This window comes from Serratia proteamaculans (genome assembly GCF_004684015.1).
GTDB lineage: Bacteria > Pseudomonadota > Gammaproteobacteria > Enterobacterales > Enterobacteriaceae > Serratia > Serratia proteamaculans_F.
In genome coordinates, this window is record NZ_SRIA01000016.1 from 247,081 (window position 1) to 264,364 (window position 17,284).

Here is a 17,284-nt window from a genome sequence, read left to right on the forward strand (position 1 = left end):
GGCGCTTCAGGATCGTTTGATCGACTGCAGCTCAGTCAGGGTGACGATTTTATCCACCCGAAACTTTTTACTGGTCAGCCAGGTGTCGGCCAGCAGCCGATAGTTTTCCATGCTGCGGCAGCCGATACGCACCAGAAAATCGAAGTTGCCGCTGACCAGCCAGCAGTCCAATACCTCTGGGGTATTGCGCATTTCCTGCTCGAAGGCCGGTTGGGAGTGGCCGTGGTCGGCCAACGCGATCTGCGCCTGGATCACAAAAGCATGCTCCGGCTCCGGCAATTCGATAATGGCGCTGTAGCCACGAATAATTCCGTCGCGCTCCAGCCCGCGAACCCGCTCAAGGCAAGGGCGGGCGGTCAGATTGACCTGTTCGGACAGTTTCTGATACGAAATGCGGCCATCCCGGCACAGTATTTCAAGGATTTTTTTGTCGATGCGATCAAGCCGGGCTTTCTTTTCCACAGATAGGGCGTCCAATGAAAACTAAACATCATAAGTTACCTGAACATGCCCTGGGTGGGCAGCGCCAATTCACCAGTTTTCATTTCGGCCAGCCGGGCAAAGGCGAAAAAATTTACCTGCAGGCCGGTCTGCATGCCGATGAACTGCCCGGCATGCTGGTGCTGCACTATCTTAAAAGATTGCTCAGCCAGGCGGAACGGCGTGGTGAACTGCAAAGTGAAATAATTCTTGTCCCGGTAGCCAACCCGTCGGGGCTGGCGCAGGTGCTGCTCAACACGGGTATAGGGCGCTTTGATCTGGTCAGTGGCCGCAATTTTAACCGTGACTTTCCTGATTTAGCCCGCTTGTTGCAGCAACAGGATTTCAATACCACAGAACCTGCGCATCAGCAGGTGCGCGCCGCAATGCGCCATGTTTTACAGGCGGTGCCAGACACCAGTGAGGTCACGGCGCTGCGCAGACAATTGCTGCTGTTGGCTTGTGATGCGGATGTGGTGCTGGATCTGCACTGCGACGACCGCGCGATCCTGCATATGTACGCCGATCCGGCCTGGAGCGAACAGGCGGAAGTATTGGCTCGTTTTATGGGCATGGGCGCGGTGCTGCTTTCGCAAGACAGCGGTGGCGGCTCCTTTGATGAAGCCTGCGGCCTGCCATGGCACCGGCTGGCAACGCAGCATCCCGCCCTTGATGGGATGACACCGGGTTGCATGGCGGTCACGCTGGAATTACGCGGCCAGCGGGATATCAGCCACCCGTTGGCCAGCGGCGATGCCGAACGCCTCTATCGATACTTACAGCACCGCGGTGCCGTTGCCGGTGCTTCCCCGGTGATACCGCAGCTTGAGGTCGCCATGTTGCCCTTTACTGCGGGGGAGATTGTTATCGCCCCCGCCAGCGGCATTCTGTTGTTACTGCGCCAGCCGGGGGAGTGGGTGGAAGCGGATGAGGCGGTAGCTGAAATTGTTGACCCGATCACCGATACGGTAAAAGCGGTACGTGCTAAAGCGGGGGGACTGATTTATGCCAGCCGCCAGACGCCTTTTGTCATCTTTGGGGCCGAGGTGATGAAGATTGCCGGTAAAACCCCCTACGCAGGTGGCGGCGGGTTGGCGTCCTGATGTGCCTTAAGTGGTTCTAAAGTGTCTTGAGGTAATCTTCAAACAATTTGCCACTCTCAGGTCTGAAATGCAGGCCGGTACCCGCGGCAGAGATGATGTTATCGACCCTCAGATTACGAAAATCTGAACGGGTTTCGCACCATATCGTCAGCAACCACACCGCATCAAAAATTGTCAAACCAAGGGGGCGGGCGATTCGGTGACTCTTTGCCCCTTTAAGATCCAGATAAGTCATATTCAGTTGGAGACGTTGTCTTATCGCAAGGCGCAGGAAAGCCAGATGTTTATTGGCCTTTGCGCTTTCTTCTGTTTGCCGAGATACGGCCCTGAGAGGGAGCCTTTTGTAGATATCTGTCTTTTTGACATCAATCACCGCGCTGATTTTGGCCGAAACCCGGTTCGCGGCAGCAGAGAGCGCATCATCACCGCGAGCCGCAATCAGCCTCATTCCCAGCATAATCGCGTCCAATTCATCGGGGTCAAAACTCAGCGGCGGGAGAAAATGGCCTTTTTCAAGCAAGTAACCCAAGCCAGACTCACCACGAATGGGGGCCCCGATGGCCTGAAGCGTTGCCATGTCTCTGTATATTGTTCTCACCGAGACATTCAAAGCCTGGGCCAAAACTTCTGCTGAGACAGGATGTACGCGACAACGGAGATTATCGAGTAACGCGAATAACCGAATAGTTTTCATAGTTTGAGGTGACACTACCCTGACAAAAACTGTCAGGGTAGTGTCATACGATTAAGACTTCATATCAAGATGATAACGGAGTTTACATGACCACCCCATGTTACGAGATAGTCACCTACAAGGTAAAAGACCCGCAGCAAGCTGATTCAGCAAGAGCTATTGCACAAAATATGCTGAAGCATTTCCCAGGATTTATAGATTGGGTTGCATTTTCAGGCATGGATAGCCCAACTGAGCGTGTCGATCTGGTTATGTGGAATAGCCATAAGGACGCGCTGGCTGCTGCAAAAGCCGTCGAGAGCCAACCTGAATTCTCCAGTTTTAGGTCTTCCGTCAAAAGTTTGGTAAACATGGGGCATTATACGGCCCCCTTGGCTCAAGCCGCGCGAATGGGAACAGGATGTGGCATTGAAATAGGGCGGTTTCGGCTGAAGCCTGGGGTTGATGAGAGCGAAATGCGCAGCGCCTATAACCTGATGGTGGGAACCCATCTTTCTCTTCAGCAGGGGTGGAAGAGTCAGCATCTGGTCAGTTTGGGCAACGGAGTGTTTGTCGATCTTGCATTTGCCGATGATCAACAGCATGCGGAAGCCATCTGTGCGTCCTGGCAAGGGCAAACTGCCTGCGAGGCATTTTTGGACCTGATCGAACCGGTGAGTATGGAATTTGGTTCGCTATAAATGCCCTATAACACGGCAGGCTACTCGCCGTGTTATAGGGGGGCCCTGGCTGGTGTTTATCGCACCAGCACCCGGCTGATTTCCGGGCCATAGCCGGTGACCGAAAGTGTCTCGCCTGCCAGTTCAACCATAGCGAACGGCAGCAGGTCGTCGCCATCGACCATGCCCTTTAGGGTGATAAAGTCGGTGTTTTCCACCCGCACGTAATCCCCCAAATGATAGTGGCCGGCAAAGTAGGCGCGAACCTGATAACGGCACAGCAGGGCCACCAGCGCATCGCAGTTCCACAGGTTGTGTTCATTGGCCGGTGCCAGCGGATAGTGGCCGAACACAATAACGGTTTCGCCTTTGCTTTGTGCATCCGCCAGGCTGCATTCCAGCCAACGTAGTTGTTCATCGCCAACGGCGCCGTTCCAGCTTTGTGCTTGTGGTTGATGCTCGGCACGGATGCGGGCCAGCAGCTGCTGTGCCTGCGCGCGCTCATCACCGTTAGCCTGATTGCAATACAGACTCAGATCGTTACCGTCAATCACGATAAAACGGTAGCCGTTCAGGCTGAATTGATAATAGTGCTTGGGCAACGCCAGCGCAGGGGACTGAGCCGCCAGGTGACGGGAAATGACGTCGGCGTCATGGTTGCCCAACACCACCGCATGGGGATGTAGCAACTGCCCGTATACCGGCAATAACTCGGCGTAGCTGCTCCAGTTATCGTCAACCAAATCCCCGAGCGTGGCAACAAAGGCCAGCGGCAAATCATTCAGTTCGGTAATCGCCTGGCTCAGCTTACCCAGGCTGTTACGGTAGTAACGGTTATATTCCATATTGGGATCGGCATCAGCATATTGCGGATCGGCAATTAGCCCGAAGCGAAGGGTTCCTGGCGGTTGTGATTGCCCGGAAAGTGCTGGGTGCTGGTAAAGCGAACTGACCTGGCCCAGGGCCAGAGACTGTGCTGCGGTGAGATTTGAAGTCATGGGTTACCCACTCAGCGCTAGCGAATGCCGGCGCGCATAAAGGATTGAACAAACTGACGCTGAAACACCAGAAACAGCACCAGCAAAGGTAGGGAGGTCATCAGCGTCGCCGCACCGATCAACGCCCATTGCACACCTTGCTCTGGCGCTGAAAATAGCTGCAGCCCGACGGTCAGCGGCCGTACGTTAACCGAGTCGGTGATCACCAACGGCCAGAGAAAATCATTCCAGTGGAAACTGACTGAAACCAGCGCAAAAGCGACATACACCGGTTTCGCCAGCGGGATATAGATGCGGCGCAGGATGTAAAACCGGCTGGCACCTTCGACAATGGCCGCTTCCTCCAACACCAGCGGGATACTTTTGAAGGTCTGTCGCAGCAGGAAAATGGCAAATGCCGAGGCAAAGTAAGGCAGGGCGATCCCCAGTAGCGTATCGCGTAGCCCCAGCGCGCCAATGGTCTGGTAGTTATTCAGGATCAACACATCGGGGCTGATCATCAACTGCAGCAGCACCAAAGCAAACAGTATGCCCGCCCCCTTTAGCCTGAATCGCACCAGCGCGTAGGCGGCCATGGTGGCCAATATCAGTTGGCAGAACACAATCAGCAGCACCAGCATGATGGTGTTGAGGAAATAACGGCCGAAAGGCGCGGCCTGCCAGGCATTGATAAAGTTCTGGGCAGTCAACGGCGAAAACAAGGAAAAATCGCCCTGTTCAGCAGCGGGATGAATGGCCACCCAGGTGGCGACCAGGATCGGGAAGACCCACAAGATTGCGGCCCCCCAGGTAAGCAGCCACCAACAAAGGCGGCGCAGGGAAATACTGCGCGGCGGCGAGGACGTGATGGAAAGGCTCATTGGTAGTGGGCTCGCTTATCCAGCAGATTGAATTTGATTAACGCAATGCTGGCTAAAATGACCAACAGCACCACGGTCATCGCCGAGGCGTAGGGCAAATCCCAATAGCTGAATGCCGTGCGGTAGATGTAGAACAGCAGCAGACTGGTGCTGTTGTCCGGCCCGCCGTTGGTCATGGCAATCACCTGATCGACAATGCGGAAAGCATTCATCGAAGCATTGATCAGAATAAATAGCGTGGTCGGCATCAGCAATGGCCACTGGATGCGGCGAAAGAAGTAGCTGCGCGAAGCCCCCTCTATCTCGGCTGCCTCGGCCAGTTTGGGATCAATCTGCTGTAGGGCCGCCAGATAAAAGATCATAAAGAAACCGGCCTCACGCCATACCGACACCGCCATCAGGCAATACAACGCGGATTGGGGATCCCCCAGCCAGTTGACCGCAGGCAGAGAAAACATGGCCAACAACTGATTCAGCAACCCTACCTGTGGGGTATAAAAGAACAGCCACAGATTGGCGATGGCCACCATCGGCAGCAGCGAAGGAATGAAGAAGGCGGCGCGGGCAAAAGCCGTACCGCGCATACGCCGGTTTACCGCCAGCGCCATCAGCAGTGCCAATCCTACCGCCAGGGGAATGGTGACGGCCGCATACAGCAGGTTGTTGCGCAGCGCCAGGATGAAGGTTTCGTCGTCCAGCAGGGCACGGTAGTTTTCCAGCCCAACGAATTGGGCCGGTCGGTTATTGTGCGCCGCGTTGAACAGGCTTTCCCACACCGTGGCCAAAGCCGGGTAATGGGTAAAGGTGATCAGAAAAACCAACGCCGGCAGGACCAGCAGATAACCATAAAGCTGCAAAGAAAAGCGCCTATGGGCAGCGGCGGGTGCGGCAGAATGTGCTTGGGTCATGCCGGCTCCGGTTATTGGTAGCGTTGCAGCAGGCGGTCAGCCTGTTTCTGCGCACTTTCCAGCGCTTGCTCAGGCGTTTTGCCCTGCGTCACTGCGGCTTCCACCGCACGGTTGAGCAACTCCTGAATTTGTACGCTGTTATAGGTTGAAAGCTCGGGCTGCGAATATTTCAACTGTTCACGCGCCACAGTCGCCTGCGGCACTTTGACGGCATATTCTTTCATGGTCGCGGTTTCCCAGGCGGCCGGTGAGGTGGCGACATAGCCGGTGGCGATGCTCCAGCGGGCGGCCTGTTCCGGTGCAGAGAGCCAGCGCATAAAGGTCACGGCGGCTTGTTGTTGTGCCGGGCTGGTGCCTTTGAACAGGTACAGGTTGCCACCGCCGGTCGGGCTGCCGCGCTGGGTTTTCTCCGGCAGCATGGCGACGCCAAATGGGAACTTGGCGTTTTCACGCACCGTGGTCAGGTTACCGGTGGTGGTCACCATCATGGCGGTTTTGCCGTCGATAAAGTCCTGCGGCGTGGTGCTCCAGGTAATGGCACCTTTTGGCGAGACTTGATATTTCTGCGCCAAATCGGTCAGCCAGGTCAACGCCTCAACGTTGGCCGGGGTGTTGAAGGTCACCGCCGTACCCTTGCCGTTATCCAAATGGCTGCCATTGGTGGCGGCAATGCCCTGGAAAGTCCAATAGCCAATCGGGGTGGAAGGGATCTCGATCCCCCATTGTTTAACTTCGTTGCCGTTGCGAACGACCAGTTTCTGGCCAAAATCGACCACCTGCTGCCAGTTGGCCGGTGGGGTTTCACCATTCAGTCCGGCTTGCTGGAACGCCTGTTTATTCCAGTACAGCACCACGGTAGAACGCTGGAACGGAATGCCCCAAACCTTACCCTGGATTTTGCGAATAAATGCCGGGTAGAAGCCGTCGATCCAGGCTTTGCCGGCCTGATCTTTGGCCAGATCGCTGACCGGTAAAATGGCCCCGGCGTCGATCAGTGAATAGGCTTCTATATCGCCAATCACGGCGATTTGCGGGGCGTTGCCGCCACGGAATGCGGTTAATGCCTTGGTCACCGTGGTGGCATAGTCACCGGTATAGACCGGCTGAATACTGATATCCGGGTGCAATTTTTCGAAATCTGCCACCAGGCCTTCAACGGTATGGCTGATTTTGCCGCCAACGGCGATCGGATAGTACATTTGCAGTTTTACGGCATCCGCCGCCTGGGCAGAAAGAGTCACACCGGTCAGCAACAGGGCGACAGCGCTTAACCTGGATAAACGGATCGAGACGGACATGGTATTCCCCTGAAATAAAATGATGTTTTTTTGATTATTGAACGGCGTATTGATGAGTCACTGGCTGAAAAGCCTGCTCCATGGCGTGACAACGCTCACCACTGGAGGAAAACAGGTACTGCGCGTATCCGGCCCATTGCAGACCGACCAGGCTGCCTTCGGTAAAGTGTTGCATGCCGGGAGTTTTGACCGTGATTTGCCCCTGAACCGCCGGCAGATGACAAACGACGAGGGTATCGGACCCCATATATTCATAGCTGAGCACCTGGCAGGTAAGATTGCCGCTGCCCGGAGCACACAGGTTAATCTCTTCGGCGCGGATCCCCAGACTCAGCGCCATCTCCTGGCTGCCAAAGACGACCGGCAGCGGGGCGTTACCAATATGAAACCCATCACTTTTGCGCGTTAACGGGATGATGTTCATCGGTGGCGCTCCGATAAATTGCGCGGCAAAAATGCTGGCAGGGTTGTTATACAAGTTGTCTGGGGTGTCGTGCTGCTCAATGCGACCATCATTCAGCAGAATGATTTTGTCCGCCATGCTCATGGCTTCGGTTTGATCATGGGTGACATACAGCATGGTCAATCCCAGCTTACGCTGTAGCGCACGGATTTCCCGACGCATGCTCTGGCGCAGCTTGGCGTCCAGGTTGGATAAGGGCTCATCCATAAGGCACAGTTTGTTCTGGGCGATCACCGCACGGCCCAGCGCCACACGCTGTTGCTGCCCGCCGGAAAGTTGCGCCGGCAAGCGATCCAACAGCGGCTCCAGCTCCATCAGCTTGCTGATATCGGCTAACCGGGCGGCAAAGTGTTGCTTGTCTTCCCCTCTGGCTCGCAGGCCAAACAACAGATTTTCACGCACGCTGAGGTGGGGGAATAACGCGTAAGACTGGAAAACCATCGATAACTTACGTTGCGATGGCGGCAGGGCGGTCACGTCCCTTTGCTGGATCTCAATTGTGCCGCTGTCAGCGGACTCCAGCCCGGCCAGGGTGCGTAGCAGGGTAGACTTACCACAGCCGGAAGGCCCCAGCAGCGCAACAAAATCACCTTCTTTTACGTCAAAACTGACGCCATCCAGGGCGGATTTATCGCCCCAGGTTTTCTTGATGTTACAAAGTGATAAATAGCTCATGGCGCTTCTTGAATTGGCGTGTTCTGCCCACCCTAGCTGGCACGTATTTATCTGGTATGAATAATTAATGACAGTTGTATGTCGTACCGGACGAATGTCCCTGCGGGAAAGATGGCTTGCCGACCGCCGTCCATGTTAAATTTGACCTTTGCCACTCCGTAGCCCCTGATGACAAAGAGAATTTCATATGGAACAACGGCTACCTGTGCCAAAGAAGTCAGGGTCTATGCGCACAGCCAAACCCCGCCGTCCGCACGGACGCTGGGTCTACTACATTCTGCATGAGGATATCCTGTGGCCTTGCCCGGTCAAATGGGAGTGGGAAAGCAGTTACCACGCCTGGTTGCCGTTTTACTACTCGCCCACTCTGGAATTTGTTGCCGGTAACCCTGCCAAAGCGACAAAAATCACTAAAACCAAGCGCTAATCATAAAATCCGCTTAATAACCTTATTTATCCCTGTTGCTGAAGTGATATTTAACCCTCTGTTTTTAAAACAAACGTCGTGCGCCTTGCCCTCCGAGAGTACAGTAACTACATTAACAACTGCACTTCAACTCACCTGAGGAGATGTATCCTATGAAAGCTGCCGTAGTCACCAAAAACCACAGTGTAGATATCCAGGAAAAGCAGCTTCGCCCACTGAAATATGGCGAAGCGGCGCTCAAGATGGAGTGTTGTGGGGTTTGTCATACCGATCTTCACGTCAAAAATGGCGATTTCGGCGAAGTTCCCGGTATCACCCTGGGACATGAAGGGGTTGGGGTCGTTACCGCCGTCGGCGAGGGGGTGACCTCGTTAAAAGTCGGAGACCGTACCAGCGTCGCCTGGTTCTATCAGGGCTGTGGCCACTGTGAATACTGCGTCAACGGTAACGAAACCCTGTGTCGCTCGGTCAAAAACGCCGGTTTCAGTGTTGATGGCGGCATGGCCGAAGAGTGTATCGTGGTGGCGGACTATGCGGTCAAGGTGCCTGATGGCCTGGATCCTTTTGCCGCCAGCAGCATTACCTGCGCCGGGGTTACCACCTATAAAGCGGTGAAAATTTCCGACATCAAACCGGGACAGTGGATCGCGATTTATGGGCTGGGCGGATTGGGCAATCTGGCGCTGCAGTATGCCAAGAACGTGTTCAACGCCAAAGTGATCGCCATTGACGTTAATCAGGGCCAGCTGGATTTTGCCAAAGAGATTGGTGCGGATCTGGTTATCAATTCCAAAACCGAGAACGCCGAAGAAATTATCCAGCAGAAAGTCGGCGGCGCTCATGCCGCCGTGGTCACTGCGGTAGCGCGTTCGGCCTTTAACTCTGCGGTGAATGCGGTTCGCGCCGGGGGCAAAGTGGTGGCCGTGGGGCTGCCGCCAGAGAGCATGGATCTGAGCATTCCACGTCTGGTGCTGGACGGTATTCAGGTGGTGGGGTCGCTGGTCGGTACCCGGGAAGATCTGAAAGAAGCCTTCCAGTTTGCCGCCGAAGGCAAAGTGACGCCGAAAGTGACCAAAAGACCGCTGGGGGATATCAACGATATCTTTGAAGAGATGAAGTCAGGCACCATCCGTGGCCGTATGGTTATCGATCTGACCAACTCTTAATCCCGCCAAAAAATAAAGCCATCTATAGGTGGCCTTGAGGCCGTTGGTCAAGAGCTCTGTTGTTCAATGGTAGGGGCGCTGCATGCTGCGCCCATTTGCATAATCAATGGGTTACATCGGGTCGAACATGTTCGACCCCTACCGATTTAGCCCTTTCGCGGGTTTGTCAGCAATCTGAAGACCACCAAATCAGAACAGTCCAAGCGGTTTGGCATCGTAGCTGACCAACAGGTTTTTCACCTGCTGATAATGCGACAGCGCCACCTTGTGGGTTTCGCGGCCGACGCCGGAGTTTTTATAACCGCCGAAGGCGGCATGCGCCGGGTAGAGATGGTAACAGTTGGTCCACACGCGTCCGGCCTTGATGGCGCGGCCCATGCGGTAAGCGCGGTTGACGTCGCGGGTCCACAGACCGGCACCCAGCCCGAACTCACTGTCGTTGGCCAACGCCAGCGCCTCAGCTTCGTCTTTGAAGGTGGTGACGCCAATCACTGGCCCGAAGATCTCTTCGCGGAAAAAACGCATGCTGTTATTACCGGTGATCAGCGTGGGCTGGAGATAGAAACCGCTCTGCAACGTCTGCTGATGGCTGGCACGCTCGCCGCCGGCGATAATTTTCCCGCCTTCGTTCTTGGCGATCTCGATATAAGACAGGATCTTGTCGAACTGCTGCTGGGAGGCCTGTGCGCCGATCATGGTGTCTGTATCAAACGGGTCGCCCTGGCGAATGGTGGTGATGCGCGCCAGCACTTTTTCCATAAATTGCGGATAGATAGATTCCTGGATCAGGGCGCGTGAAGGGCAGGTACAGACTTCACCCTGGTTGAAGAAGCCGAGGATCAGGCCTTCAACCGCCTTGTCGATAAACTCCGGTTCGGCCTGCATGATGTCTTCAAAGAAGATATTCGGTGACTTGCCTCCCAGCTCGACGGTACTGGGAATAATATTTTCCGCTGCACAGGCGAGGATATGTCGGCCTACCGGGGTGGAGCCGGTAAAGGCAATTTTATCAATGCGCTTGCTGGTCGCCAGTGCCTCACCGGCCTCTTTACCAAAGCCCTGCACCACATTGAGTACCCCAGGTGGCAACAGGTCACCAATCATTTCCAGTAGCACACAGATGCTGAGCGGGGTTTGTTCCGCCGGTTTGAGCACTACGCAGTTACCGGCTGCCAGCGCCGGAGCCAGTTTCCAGGCCGCCATCAACAGCGGGAAGTTCCAGGGGATAATCTGCCCAACCACGCCCAGCGGCTCGTAAATATGGTAGGCGACGGTGTTTTGGTCGATCTCTGCGGCGGTGCCTTCCTGTGCACGCAGACAACCGGCAAAGTAGCGGAAGTGGTCAATCGCCAGTGGGATATCCGCGTTCAGCGTTTCGCGGATCGGCTTACCGTTGTCCCAGCTTTCAGTCAGCGCCAGCAACTCCAGCTTTGACTCCATACGGTCGGCAATAGCCAGTAACACGTTGGAGCGTTCCTGCACGCTGGCCTTGCCCCAGGTTTCGGCTGCGACATGGGCGGCATCCAATGCCAGCTCGATGTCTTTCGCGTCGGATCGTGGAAACTCGGCCACCGTCTGGCCAGTCATCGGGGAGGTGTCGGTGAAGTAGTTGCCTGAAACGGGTTCGACAAATTTACCGCCAATGTAATTGCCATAACGTTGCTTGAATGAAACCAGCGAGCCAGGTAAACCGGGATGAACGTATTTCATGTAAACACCTCTTATGGGAACAGACTGTGTAGGGTTGACGCCTGACTGAGTGACGCCATCACCCTAACCCTAAGCATTGCCTGTGCCACATTGCGGCGATGACGGAGGTGTAAAAATAAAAAATGATTAATATCAGTGCATTGAATAATGAAAAACTCTTTCAGCAGCAATAAAACCGAGGGCTTACTATTCATTTCTATTATTTTTTGTGTCCCATGTCGCAACGCGTGAGACACATTTATGATACAAAATCGCAACACTTTATTGGCGGGAGTTGGGGATGTTGCATAAAGACCAGACCACCCAAGCCGGGTTTGCCTCTGAGAGCGATAACCTGTCTGCATCCAGCCCACTGTCAGAATCCTGGTTACGCTGTCAAGGTTATGGCCTTAACCGGGCCGACGATTTGGTTCCCTTTATCCGACCGACATTGCTCAATGAAGTGCGTGGGCAAAATGGCTGGGTGGCACAACTGGCGCAGCCGCTGATCGAGCGTCTGGGCGGCGAAATTAACCGACAACCCTCAATAGTGGTGATCTCTGATGCCAGGGGGATGGTGCTGGAAACCTGCGGCAATAGCCATTTTTTGCGTAAGGCGTCGCGTATCTCGCTGGCTCCGGGCAATTTATGGGGTGAGCAGGAACGTGGCACCAACGCTATAGGTACTGCGCTGGCGCTCGGTGCTCTGTGCGAGGTCAATGGCGACGAGCATTTTCTTAATCAAAACACCGGGCTTTACTGCGCGGCGGCGCCGATTTACCGGCCCGACGGCCTGATTGCCGGGGTGCTGGACATCTCTACGCCGGCGCAACGCCCTTTTGATAACGCACGATCCTTGATTCTGCAGGCTGTCAGGCACATAGAGCATCAGTGGGTGATGGGGTGTGTGACCGCTCAACACTGGACGCTGCGCCTGCACAGTGATGCGCGGGTGCTCGGCAGCGCCCATGAGCTGATACTGGTATTTCGCGACGAAGTTCTCACCGCCGCCAACCGGCTGGCAATGCAGGAGTTTAATCTTACCGCCGCCTGCTTTGGTTCTCTGAATTTCGCCAGCCTGTTCCCGGAAATGCAGCGCCAGACGCTTAACGCGCCACGTCAAACGCTGGCAGTTAATAATCGCCACTACTATTCGCAGTTGCAGATGCCGAAACGGCATTCGCAGGCGATGCGGCCGCTGCTGTCTCCCGTTGATCGTGACGGTGCCGACAGACAAAAAGCGCTGCGTATTTTGAATGCCGGACTGGCGCTGTGCATTAGCGGGGAAACCGGCTGCGGCAAGGAGTACTTTAGCCAACGATTGTTTGAAGAAAGTCACCGGCGGCAGGGCAACTTTGTGGCTATCAACTGTGCTGCCTTGCCCGAGAACCTGATCGAGTCTGAGCTTTTTGGCTATGCGCCCGGCGCTTTTACCGGCGCCAACCCAAAAGGGTACCTCGGCAAGATCCGAGAGGCCGATGGTGGCGTATTGTTCCTGGATGAGATCGGCGATATGCCATTGAGTTTACAGACCCGGCTGCTGCGGGTGTTGCAGGAAAAAACGGTCACGCCACTCGGCAGCCGTATCAGCTATGCCGTCGACTTTTCGTTGATCTGCGCCACCCATCAGGATTTGGCGCAGCAGGTGGCGGCGGGGGCGTTCCGTGAGGATTTGATGTACCGGATCCAGGAGTTTAACCTGCGCATTTTACCGCTTCGTCAGCGAGCGCACGTCGATGGTTTTATCCTTAATCTGTGGCGTGAATTGGGTGCCGAGCCTCGGAGTATCCGGCTGGCGCCTGAGACCGTCGCAGCGTTGGCTCGCTATCCGTGGCCCGGTAACGTTCGGCAGTTGTTGAGCACGCTGAAGGTGTTGTTGGCCCTGGCGGATGATGGCGAACTGATTACGCCTGACGCACTGCCCGAACAGTTTGGCGTCTTATCGGTGCCCTCCGATCTCCACGCCGCGCCGCAGGAGATGCTGGACGCTATCCGCCACGCTAATGGCAATATCAGCCTGGCGGCGAAACGGCTGGGTGTTTCACGCAGTACGCTTTATCGCAAGATGGAGAAAAGCCGGGGGCGGGCGGTAGAATGACCGCCCAATAGCCAAGGCCCATTTCAGGGCCTTGGCTATTGGGTCAGTTGTCGCCCAGTCCCTGTGGGTTAATTTCAGAATGTTCGATTTTCTCGTCACTTTCCGCCCAACGATCCAACACCTTCAGATAGCTGCCATTGCCGATAGCGCTATTGAGCGAAGCCTGCACCGCATCCACCAGGCCATTGCCTTTTTTCACCGTAACGGCAATGTTGGCGCTGCGTGGCCAGCCGCCCGGCACGATGCCGACCAAGGTGGTTTTTCCGTTCAGTTTTGCCTGATAGGCGCCGGAGACGTTCGGCCCAAAGGTGGCATCAGCCCGGCCTGACTGAATCGCCAGGGTGGCGGCCGCCTTGTCGGTCACGTAGATCGGCTGGAGGGCAGGTAGCCCTTTGGCCTGATTCTCTTTATCCCAGGCAAGCAGCACGGCTTCCTGATTGGTGCCGGAGTCGACGATAATCTTCTTGCCGGCAATATCCGGGGCCGATTTTATCGAGGTGATTTTACTGCCGCTCTTGACGTAGAACCCCAGCGTATCCTGGCGATAAGTGGCGAAGTCGAATTTGGTCTTACGCTCCCGGGTGACGGTAATGTTATAAATCGCCGCGTCGTATTTGCCGGAAGTGACGCCCAACGGCCAGTCCTCCCACGAGGTTGGTACCAGCTTGAGTTTCAGCCCCAGACCATCGGCCACCAGGCGGGCAATATCCGACTCACTGCCAATCACCGTTTTATTATCACGGGCGTACAGCCCAAACGGCGGGCCACTGCCCAGTATCGACACGGCCACGGTCAGCGTGCCCGGCTCGACAAATTTAAATCCGGCCGGGATCCTGGCCGCCGCTTCAGGGCTTTTTTGCGTATGGATCGGCGTTTCGTTGGCAACCAGGTCTATACCCGGTGCGGCATGGGCCAGAGCAGAAAGACTAAAGAGTGCCGCCGCTGCGGTGAGTTTTGCGCTATACATCATTATTATTACCTGCATTATTAGGTGGTTGGGGCGGTCGACTCACTATCCTTTATGCCGCTAAATCTGTGAACGAACAAAATTGGCTAAGTAATTTTAGAAATGTCAGATTGCGTGGGGGTTGGCGTGGCAGGTGATTGAGTGTCTGAAGAAGAAATGCTGAAATAAAAAACCGACCGCCGGCAGCATCGCCGGGCGGTCGGTTATGGGGGATTAGTGAGTGTCAGCGCTTATCTTTTCTTCAACCGCCATCGGGGCCTGAAAGCCCCTGAGACGCAGCGCGTTGCCGAGCACGAAGACGCTGGAGAGCGCCATGGCCGCCGCCGCGAAGATCGGTGAAAGCAATGTGCCGTTCAGCGGGTAGAGCGCGCCGGCCGCGACCGGGATCAGCACTGCGTTGTAGGCGAAGGCCCAGAACAGGTTCTGCTTGATGTTGCGGATCGTCGCCTGGCTGAGTGCAATGGCATTGGGGACGCCGCGCAGGTCGCCCGACATCAGCACCACGTCAGCGGCCTCAATGGCCACATCGGTTCCGGTGCCGATGGCCAGGCCAACGTCGGCTTCGGCAAGTGCCGGTGCATCGTTAATGCCATCGCCCACAAAGGCTACCCGGGCACCGCCACTGCGGAATTTCTTCAGCGCCGCGACCTTGCCGTCGGGCAGAACCTCGGCGGCGACTTCATCAATACCCAGCTGTTTGGCGATCGCCGCAGCGGTGGCCGCGTTGTCGCCGGTGATCATCGCCACCTTAAGGCCAAGCGCATGCAGTGCCTTGATGGCTTCTGGTGTGCTTTCCTTAATCGGGTCAGCGACCGCGATCACCGCCGCCAGACGGCCGTCGATGGCCGCATAAAGTGGGCTTTTACCCTGTTCACCGAGATGCTGAGCCGACTGCTGGAAGCTACTGACATCAAGACCAAGCTGGGTCATAAAGCGGTCTGCCCCGACGGCGATAGTGCGTCCGGCGACGCGGGCAGAGACGCCGAAGCCCGGAGTAGCCTCAAAGCTTTCTATCGCGGCGAGCGTCATGTTCTGCTGCCTGGCTGCCGCCACAATCGCTTCGGCAATCGGGTGTTCGGAACGAGTCTCCACCGCCGCCACCAGAGCCAGAACCTCATCGTATTCAAAGCCTTCTGCGGGGATCAGGTCCGTCAGTTCAGGGCGACCCTTGGTCAGGGTGCCGGTCTTGTCGAGCGCAATAACGCTGACATCGCGCAGGGCCTGCAAGGCCTCGCCCTTACGGAACAACACGCCAAGCTCGGCGGCGCGGCCGGTCCCGACCATGATGGAGGTGGGTGTAGCCAATCCCATGGCACAAGGGCAGGCGATAATCAGTACTGCCACCGCATTAATCAGCGCAAAGGTCAGTGCCGGGGAGGGGCCGAACACCAGCCAAACCAGGAACGTCAGCGCGGCGGCGGCCATCACTGCCGGCACGAACCACATGGTGACCTTGTCAACCAGCGCCTGGATCGGCAGTTTGGAACCCTGAGCCTCTTCGACCAGACGAATGATCTGCGCAAGCACCGTATTGGCACCGATTTTGGTAACGCGGAAACTGAAAGCCCCGGTTTTGTTGATAGTGCCACCGACAACATCGGCACCCACGCCTTTTTGTACCGGCACCGGTTCGCCGGTGATCATGCTTTCGTCTACATAAGAGGTTCCTTCGACGACTTCGCCGTCAACCGGCACCTTTTCGCCTGGACGAACCAGCACGATGTCACCGAGGGCCACTTGATCGAGCGGGATTTCAACGGTTTCGCCATTACGCTCGACGCGGGCAGTCTTGGCCTGCAGGCCGACCAGCCGCTTGATGGCCTGTGAGGTCCGCCCCTTGGCGCGAGCCTCTAAAGTCCGGCCAAGCAGGATCAGGGTGACGATGACCGCAGCAGCTTCATAATAGACGTTGGCGGTCCCCTGCGGCAGCACCTCGGGAATGAAAGTCGTCACCACCGAATAGCCGTACGCCGCCACCGTGCCGACCGACACCAGCGAGTTCATGTCGGGAGCGCCGCGCAACAGTGCCGGGATCCCTTTGCGGAAGAAACGCAGCCCCGGCCCAAACAGCACCAGGGTGGTGAGAACAAATTGCAGATACCAGCTGGTTTGTTCACCCAGCACGCCCAGTACCCAGTGATGCATGGCGGGGATCAGGTGCGACCCCATCTCGAGAATGAACACCGGCAAGGTGAGAATGGCGGCAATAAGCAACGAGCGCCGTAGCCCACGGGCCTCATGCTCACGTCGCTCGGTATCCTGATCCTCTGTGTTGACGCTGGCGGTGGACAGGCGTCGCGGCTGGTAGCCGGCTTTTTCAGCGGCGGCCTCAAGGTCTGTCATAGAGACGACACCGGCCAGGTGACGCACCCGTGCACGCTCAGTCGCCAGATTGACATTGGCCTCAAGCACGCCGGGTATTTGGTTCAGCGCTTTTTCTACCCGGCCGACGCAGGACGCACAGGTCATTTCTTCTATTGCCAGCTCGGTGGTCTCTTCACGCACGTTATATCCGGCGTTCTCAATGGCGCGAACCGCCGCCTGTGGGTCAGCCGCGCCGCTGAAGGTGAGGTCGGCGCGTTCGGTGGCCAGATTGACCGAAGCGCTATCCACACCGGGTACGGCCTTCAGCGCACGTTCGACACGGCCTACGCACGAAGCGCAGGTCATGCCATCGACCGGCAGGCTCAGTCGGCTGACCTGAGACATCGCCGGGGTGGAGTCGGGTTTGAGAGAAACGGAAGTCATTGAGCTGTCCCTTTATGCTGTCTGTTGGTGGAAAGCTTAAAGCTTCCCACC

Annotated in this window: 15 protein-coding genes; 5 read left to right on the top strand and 10 right to left on the bottom strand. The window is 56.3% G+C overall.

Annotation, left to right across the window (positions count from 1 at the left end):
- Window positions 1–6 precede the first annotated feature (6 nt).
- A complete protein-coding gene (locus E5C26_RS12160) occupies window positions 7–462 on the bottom strand; it encodes an Lrp/AsnC family transcriptional regulator (protein ID WP_085116755.1) in 456 nt (151 codons plus the stop codon).
- Window positions 463–476: 14 nt separating this feature from the next.
- Between E5C26_RS12160 and E5C26_RS12165 the strand changes: the two genes are divergently transcribed.
- Window positions 477–1,583, top strand: coding sequence for a succinylglutamate desuccinylase/aspartoacylase family protein (locus E5C26_RS12165; protein ID WP_135316532.1), 1,107 nt, complete (start codon window positions 477–479; stop codon window positions 1,581–1,583).
- Between the two features lie 16 nt (window positions 1,584–1,599).
- Here E5C26_RS12165 and E5C26_RS12170 read toward each other — a convergent pair whose 3' ends face one another.
- Window positions 1,600–2,277, bottom strand: a complete 678-nt coding sequence (locus E5C26_RS12170) for a helix-turn-helix transcriptional regulator (protein ID WP_135316533.1) — start codon at window positions 2,275–2,277, stop codon at window positions 1,600–1,602.
- 86 nt (window positions 2,278–2,363) lie between these two features.
- Between E5C26_RS12170 and E5C26_RS12175 the strand changes: the two genes are divergently transcribed.
- Window positions 2,364–2,957: a hypothetical protein gene (locus E5C26_RS12175; RefSeq protein WP_135316534.1), complete on the top strand. Its 594-nt coding sequence runs from the start codon at window positions 2,364–2,366 to the stop codon at window positions 2,955–2,957.
- A gap of 56 nt (window positions 2,958–3,013) precedes the next feature.
- Here the strand turns inward: E5C26_RS12175 and E5C26_RS12180 are convergent, their stop codons facing one another.
- From E5C26_RS12180 to E5C26_RS12200, 5 genes are read right to left on the bottom strand one after another with little or no spacing between them, the layout of a single operon-like run.
- On the bottom strand, window positions 3,014–3,934 hold the full coding sequence (locus E5C26_RS12180; RefSeq protein ID WP_135316535.1) for a metallophosphoesterase: 921 nt from the start codon (window positions 3,932–3,934) through the stop codon (window positions 3,014–3,016).
- A gap of 17 nt (window positions 3,935–3,951) precedes the next feature.
- Window positions 3,952–4,794, bottom strand: coding sequence for a carbohydrate ABC transporter permease (locus tag E5C26_RS12185; protein ID WP_135316536.1), 843 nt, complete (start codon window positions 4,792–4,794; stop codon window positions 3,952–3,954).
- Window positions 4,791–5,702 (bottom strand): carbohydrate ABC transporter permease, encoded by a 912-nt coding sequence (locus tag E5C26_RS12190; protein WP_135316537.1) that lies wholly within the window; start codon window positions 5,700–5,702, stop codon window positions 4,791–4,793. Before E5C26_RS12190 ends, E5C26_RS12185 begins: the two co-directional genes overlap by 4 nt.
- Before the next feature lie 11 nt (window positions 5,703–5,713).
- Complete coding sequence (locus E5C26_RS12195; RefSeq protein ID WP_135316538.1) at window positions 5,714–7,000, bottom strand: ABC transporter substrate-binding protein; 1,287 nt, start codon at window positions 6,998–7,000, stop codon at window positions 5,714–5,716.
- 34 nt (window positions 7,001–7,034) lie between these two features.
- Window positions 7,035–8,138, bottom strand: a complete 1,104-nt coding sequence (locus tag E5C26_RS12200) for an ABC transporter ATP-binding protein (RefSeq protein WP_135316539.1) — start codon at window positions 8,136–8,138, stop codon at window positions 7,035–7,037.
- Between the two features lie 226 nt (window positions 8,139–8,364).
- Here E5C26_RS12200 and E5C26_RS12205 point away from each other — a divergent pair, with 226 nt between their 5' ends.
- Window positions 8,365–8,565: a hypothetical protein gene (locus E5C26_RS12205; RefSeq protein ID WP_017892824.1), complete on the top strand. Its 201-nt coding sequence runs from the start codon at window positions 8,365–8,367 to the stop codon at window positions 8,563–8,565.
- A gap of 152 nt (window positions 8,566–8,717) precedes the next feature.
- A complete protein-coding gene (gene adhP / locus E5C26_RS12210) occupies window positions 8,718–9,731 on the top strand; it encodes an alcohol dehydrogenase AdhP (protein ID WP_135316540.1) in 1,014 nt (337 codons plus the stop codon).
- A 189-nt stretch (window positions 9,732–9,920) separates the two neighbouring features.
- Here adhP and exaC read toward each other — a convergent pair whose 3' ends face one another.
- Complete coding sequence (gene exaC, locus E5C26_RS12215) at window positions 9,921–11,441, bottom strand: acetaldehyde dehydrogenase ExaC (RefSeq protein WP_135316541.1); 1,521 nt, start codon at window positions 11,439–11,441, stop codon at window positions 9,921–9,923.
- Between the two features lie 280 nt (window positions 11,442–11,721).
- Between exaC and E5C26_RS12220 the strand changes: the two genes are divergently transcribed.
- Window positions 11,722–13,518, top strand: coding sequence for a sigma-54-dependent Fis family transcriptional regulator (locus E5C26_RS12220; protein WP_135316542.1), 1,797 nt, complete (start codon window positions 11,722–11,724; stop codon window positions 13,516–13,518).
- 43 nt (window positions 13,519–13,561) lie between these two features.
- Here the strand turns inward: E5C26_RS12220 and E5C26_RS12225 are convergent, their stop codons facing one another.
- A complete protein-coding gene (locus E5C26_RS12225) occupies window positions 13,562–14,488 on the bottom strand; it encodes an ABC transporter substrate-binding protein (protein WP_135316543.1) in 927 nt (308 codons plus the stop codon).
- A 210-nt stretch (window positions 14,489–14,698) separates the two neighbouring features.
- Window positions 14,699–17,233, bottom strand: a complete 2,535-nt coding sequence (locus E5C26_RS12230) for a heavy metal translocating P-type ATPase (RefSeq protein ID WP_135316544.1) — start codon at window positions 17,231–17,233, stop codon at window positions 14,699–14,701.
- Between the last annotated feature and the right edge of the window lie 51 nt (window positions 17,234–17,284).